General features: G+C 67.8%; 5 protein-coding genes. 1 reads left to right on the forward strand and 4 read right to left on the reverse strand.

Annotation, left to right across the window (positions count from 1 at the left end):
• Window positions 1-308: 308 nt before the first annotated feature.
• Together ABZ845_RS27770 and ABZ845_RS27775 are read right to left on the reverse strand one after the other, a co-directional pair.
• The gene (locus tag ABZ845_RS27770; RefSeq protein ID WP_360984727.1) at window positions 309-1,307 is read right to left on the reverse strand and encodes an inorganic phosphate transporter; all 999 of its coding nucleotides are present in this window, start codon (window positions 1,305-1,307) and stop codon (window positions 309-311) included.
• A gap of 7 nt (window positions 1,308-1,314) precedes the next feature.
• The gene (locus ABZ845_RS27775; RefSeq protein WP_360984730.1) at window positions 1,315-1,935 is read right to left on the reverse strand and encodes a DUF47 family protein; all 621 of its coding nucleotides are present in this window, start codon (window positions 1,933-1,935) and stop codon (window positions 1,315-1,317) included.
• Between the two features lie 281 nt (window positions 1,936-2,216).
• Here ABZ845_RS27775 and ABZ845_RS27780 point away from each other — a divergent pair, with 281 nt between their 5' ends.
• A complete protein-coding gene (locus tag ABZ845_RS27780) occupies window positions 2,217-2,570 on the forward strand; it encodes a metal-sensitive transcriptional regulator (RefSeq protein ID WP_360984733.1) in 354 nt (117 codons plus the stop codon).
• A gap of 52 nt (window positions 2,571-2,622) precedes the next feature.
• On the opposite strand, the gene ABZ845_RS27785 is transcribed toward ABZ845_RS27780, so the two are convergent.
• Both ABZ845_RS27785 and ABZ845_RS27790 read right to left on the reverse strand, forming a co-directional pair.
• Window positions 2,623-2,799 carry a hypothetical protein gene (locus tag ABZ845_RS27785; RefSeq protein ID WP_360984736.1) on the reverse strand — a complete coding sequence of 59 codons (177 nt, stop codon included), beginning with the start codon at window positions 2,797-2,799 and terminating at the stop codon, window positions 2,623-2,625.
• A gap of 139 nt (window positions 2,800-2,938) precedes the next feature.
• Complete coding sequence (locus tag ABZ845_RS27790; RefSeq protein WP_360984745.1) at window positions 2,939-3,781, reverse strand: hypothetical protein; 843 nt, start codon at window positions 3,779-3,781, stop codon at window positions 2,939-2,941.
• Between the last annotated feature and the right edge of the window lie 568 nt (window positions 3,782-4,349).

Genomic DNA, 4,349 nt, shown 5'->3' on the forward strand with positions numbered 1-4,349 from the left:
GCCCCTATAGGGCGCGCTTTCGCGCGCATCGGGTGCGTTGTCGGCTGCGGGTGCGGCGTGGCTTGTCGGGCAGTTCCCCGCGGCCCTGGCTGCGCGCGCGAAGCGCGCCGCATAGGGGCGCGGGGAACTGCGCGAGTAGCCCCACGCACCCGCAGGTGGCGACGCACCCGATGCGCGCGAAGGCGCGCTGCTCAGGGGCGCGGGGAACTGCGCGAGAAGGCACGACGGCGCCGCAGCCGACAACGCCCCCCTGACGCGCGCGGAGCGCGCACTTCAGGGGCGCGGGGAGCTGCGCGGAAACACCCCCGCTACAGGAACGCCAGGTTGATCAGCCAGTAGCCGCCCGCCGCGACCAGCGCCGCGGCCGGCATGGTGATGAACCATCCCAGGACGATGTTCTTCGCGACACCCCACCGCACGGCGTTCACCCGCTTAGTCGCCCCCACCCCCATGATCGCCGAGGTGATGACATGCGTCGTGGAGATCGGGGCCTTGAACAGGAAGGCCGTCGCGAACATGATCGAGGCGCCGGTGGTCTCCGCCGCGAACCCCTGAGGCGGGTCCAGCTCGATGATCTTGCGCCCGAGGGTGCGCATGATGCGCCAGCCCCCCGCGTACGTACCCAGCGAGAGCATCGCCGCGGAGACGAGCTTCACCCACACCGGGATCGGGTCGCCGTACTTCTCGACGTCGGCGATGACCAGCGCCATCACCACGACACCCATGGTCTTCTGCGCGTCCTGGAGGCCGTGGCCGAGCGCCATTCCGGCCGCCGACACCGTCTGCGCTATACGGAACCCGCGCTTGGCCTTGTGGGGATTGGCCCGGCGGAAGAACCACATGATCGCCGTCATCACCAGATAGCCGACGATCAGGCCGACCACCGGCGACAGGAACATCGGGGTGACGACTTTGTCCAGGACCCCGGACCAGTAGACCCTCGTGCCGCCCGCCAGCGCCGCGCCCACGAGTCCCCCGAACAGCGCGTGCGACGAGGACGAAGGCAGACCGAAGTACCAGGTGACCAGGTTCCAGACGATGGCGCCGACGAGCGCCGCGAAGAGGATGCCCATCCCCCTGCCGCCCTGGGGCGTCTGGATCAGGCCCTCACTGACGGTCTTGGCCACCCCGCTGCCGAGGAAGGCGCCGGCGAGGTTCATCACCGCGGCCATGGCCAGCGCCGCGCGAGGCGTCAGGGCGCGGGTCGACACCGATGTGGCGATGGCGTTCGCCGAGTCGTGGAAACCGTTGGTATACGCGAAGAACAGCGCGACCAGAATGGTCAGGATCAGAGCGAAGGTGTCCATGGACGCCTCAGGACTCCTTGACCGCGATGGTCTCCACGGTGTTGGCCACGTGTTCGAAGGCGTCCGCCGCCTCCTCCAGCACGTCCACGATCTGCTTGAGCTTCAGTACCTCGATCGCGTCGTACTTGCCGTTGAAGAGGTGCGCGAGGAGTTTGCGGTGGATCTGGTCCGCCTGGTTCTCCAGACGGTTCACCTCGATCCAGTACTCGGTGAGGTTCTCCAGCGTGCGAAGGTTCGGCATCGCCTCGGCCGTGAGTTCCGCGGCCCGTGCCAGCACCTCGATCTGCTGCTCGACGCCCTTCGGCAGTTCCTCGACGTTGTAGAGGACGACCAGGTCGACGGCCTCCTCCATGAAGTCCATGATGTCGTCGAGGGAGGACGCGAGGGAGTAGATGTCCTCGCGGTCGAAGGGTGTGATGAAAGAGGAGTTCAACTGGTGGAAGATCGCGTGCGTGGCGTCGTCACCGGCGTGTTCCGCGGCCCGCATACGCTCTGCGATCTCGGCCCGGGCGGAGGAGTCCGCCCCGAGCAGTTCCATCAGGAGTTTCGAGCCCGTGACGATGTTGTCCGCGGATGCGGCAAACATGTCATAGAAGCTCGTCTCCCTGGGGGTCAGACGAAAGCGCACGTGGGGTCCTCAGGATGCTTCGGTTTCGGTCAGGCTGATGCTAAGCGCATCATCCGGCCACGGCTAAGGGGCCGTCCTCCAGTGTCGCCCATCAGGCGCGGTGGTCGTCACGGGGGCCGCACAGGGGCGGCAAAGGTTCTGGCCAAGGGCCGTATACCCAGCAAAGTTCGTTACCATATACCCACCAGGGGTATACGTCCGTATCGTGATACGGGCAATCGGGACTCGAACGCCGTCTGGCTGGATTCATATCCCCACACGGCCCTCGACGGGAGGACGCTATGACGACCGAGACCGGCGCGGCGACGCCCTCCGAGGACACCGGGACCGTGGTGACCGATCACGACAGAGGTGTCCACGGCTACCACAAACAGAAGGACGAGCACCTCAAGCGGCTGCGCAGGATCGAGGGCCAGATCCGCGGTCTGCAGCGGATGGTCGACGAGGACGTCTACTGCATCGACATACTCACGCAGGTCTCCGCCTCCACGAAGGCCCTCCAGTCCTTCGCGCTCCAGCTTCTGGAGGAACATCTGCGCCACTGCGTGGCGGACGCCGCACTCAAGGGCGGATCCGAGATTGACGCGAAGGTCGAGGAAGCGACGAAGGCCATCGGCCGCCTCCTGCGTACCTGAGCGTGACGTTCAGGCCATCCGGCACATCCGGCGGCAGAGTGGAAACGGGTGACTACTCTTCGGAGTCGTCCCGCTCCTCCGCCACCCTCAGGACCTCATCGATGCTCTCAAGGCTGAGCCGGTCCTCGTGTGCGGCCGAGGCCGCGATCATCAGGTCGCCACACAGCTCGATCTCGGCGAGGGCCACGTGGTCCTGAACTGCCGTACCGCCGACCGGAGCCACGCGCATCACCTCTTTCTGCCGCCACCGGCTTCCTAGAGTAGGGAGCGCTTACGCACCGCGCATGGCACGGACGGACCATTTCCGGCCCCTCACCCGCCTCACTTTCCGGACCGCGCTCCGGCGCTCGCGGCGCACATCACGCACATCACCCTTCGGCGATCTTCCCGGCGTAGATGTCCCCGGACGCCGGAAGCCGTACGTCGGCCGGGACCCCGAAGTCGTACAGCAGGATCGTCGAGGACACGGCGACCGCGGCCTTCCGGCGGCCACCCACGAAGCTGAACCGATGGCGGACCTCACGGACGCGCCCCTGGGCGTCGAGATAGACCTCGAACGGGACCTCGGCCGTGGCGAACCCTTTCGCCGCCGCCCGCAGCGGCCCCCGGACGTCGGCGGACGCGCTCGTGGCCGCGAGTCCGATGTCGGCGACCCCGCGGTAGTGCCGCACCGGCGTGTCCGCCACCTCGGCCTGCCCCACGTATGTCACTTTCCGGACACCGCTGAGCAATTCGGCCGCCGTGTAAGGGTCGGTGGCGCCTCCCGTGACGAGATTGCCGTCGGTGAGCGTGGTCGTGTCGACCCGCACCCATTTGTCGGCGGGCACCCCGGCGCCGCGGTTCTTCATGAACAAGGCGCCCGGGGCCAGCAGTTCGGTGATGGGCCGGTGCTCCTCGGCGCCCGCGGCGTCCTGCGGCAGCGTCACCGTCAGCCGGCCGAGCCGGTCCCGGTAGTCGTACACGCCCTCGCCGCGGATGGTGACCCGGGTGCCCCCCGTCGCCATCTCCATCGACGTACGCGCCCGAGAACTGCCGGCGTGGACCAGGGTCGCCGCCGCCTGTCTGAGCGTCTGGACGGCACTGGCTCCCGAACGCCCGTCCTCGGCGACCGCCCCGCTGCCCGAACAACCGGTGAGCGACGTGCCGCAGACCAGAAGTCCCACCGTCGTCAGGATTGCCGCACCGAGCTGACCGTGCCGCCGCACCACCATCACCTGCGTACCCCCAGCCGGTCCGTCCCGGTGCCCTCCTGCCATTCCGCTTAACGACCGCCGCGGGGACCCGTCACGCGCGGGTAACCTTGTCCGAGTGGAGCGACAGGACATTTCCACCGGTCCGGCAGAGCACCGCACGACTACCGTCGATCAGGGACGGTTCTGTGTGGCCAGGTGCAGTTGCGGGTGGCGGGGGCCGGCGCGGCGGGCGCGGAGTTCGGCTCGAGACGATGCGGTTGGCCATGCGGCGCTTGGGGGGTAGGGGGGTTCTGCAGGTCTTGAGCCGCGGGTTCGTCGTGGTTTTTTGCGCAGTTCCCCGCGCCCCTGATCTAGGGCCCTTCCGTGCGTTGGCGGCTGCCGGAGCGTCGTGGGGTTTTGCGCAGTTCCCCGCGCCCCTGATCTAGGGCGCTTCCGTGCGTTGGTGGCTACCGGAGCGTCGTGGGATTTTGCGCAGTTCCCCGCGCCCCTGATCTAGACGAGTCTGTCCAAATACGGTCAGTGATCGAAGGCGGTCAGTGAGCGGCTGACCGCCTGGCCGGTCTGGAAGTTGTGCCAGATTGCGGCT

The organism is Streptomyces sp. NPDC047022, assembly GCF_040644155.1.
In the GTDB taxonomy this organism is placed as follows: Bacteria; Actinomycetota; Actinomycetes; order Streptomycetales; family Streptomycetaceae; genus Streptomyces.

What these genes read in the sequence shown, in the direction of transcription:
- ABZ845_RS27770 (WP_360984727.1), bottom strand. Translation starts at nt 1,307, where the DNA reads ATGGACACCTTCGCTCTGATCCTGACCATTCTGGTCGCGCTGTTCTTC.
- ABZ845_RS27780 (WP_360984733.1), top strand. Translation starts at nt 2,217, where the DNA reads ATGACGACCGAGACCGGCGCGGCGACGCCCTCCGAGGACACCGGGACC.
- ABZ845_RS27785 (WP_360984736.1), bottom strand. Translation starts at nt 2,799, where the DNA reads ATGCGCGTGGCTCCGGTCGGCGGTACGGCAGTTCAGGACCACGTGGCC.
- ABZ845_RS27790 (WP_360984745.1), bottom strand. Translation starts at nt 3,781, where the DNA reads ATGGTGGTGCGGCGGCACGGTCAGCTCGGTGCGGCAATCCTGACGACG.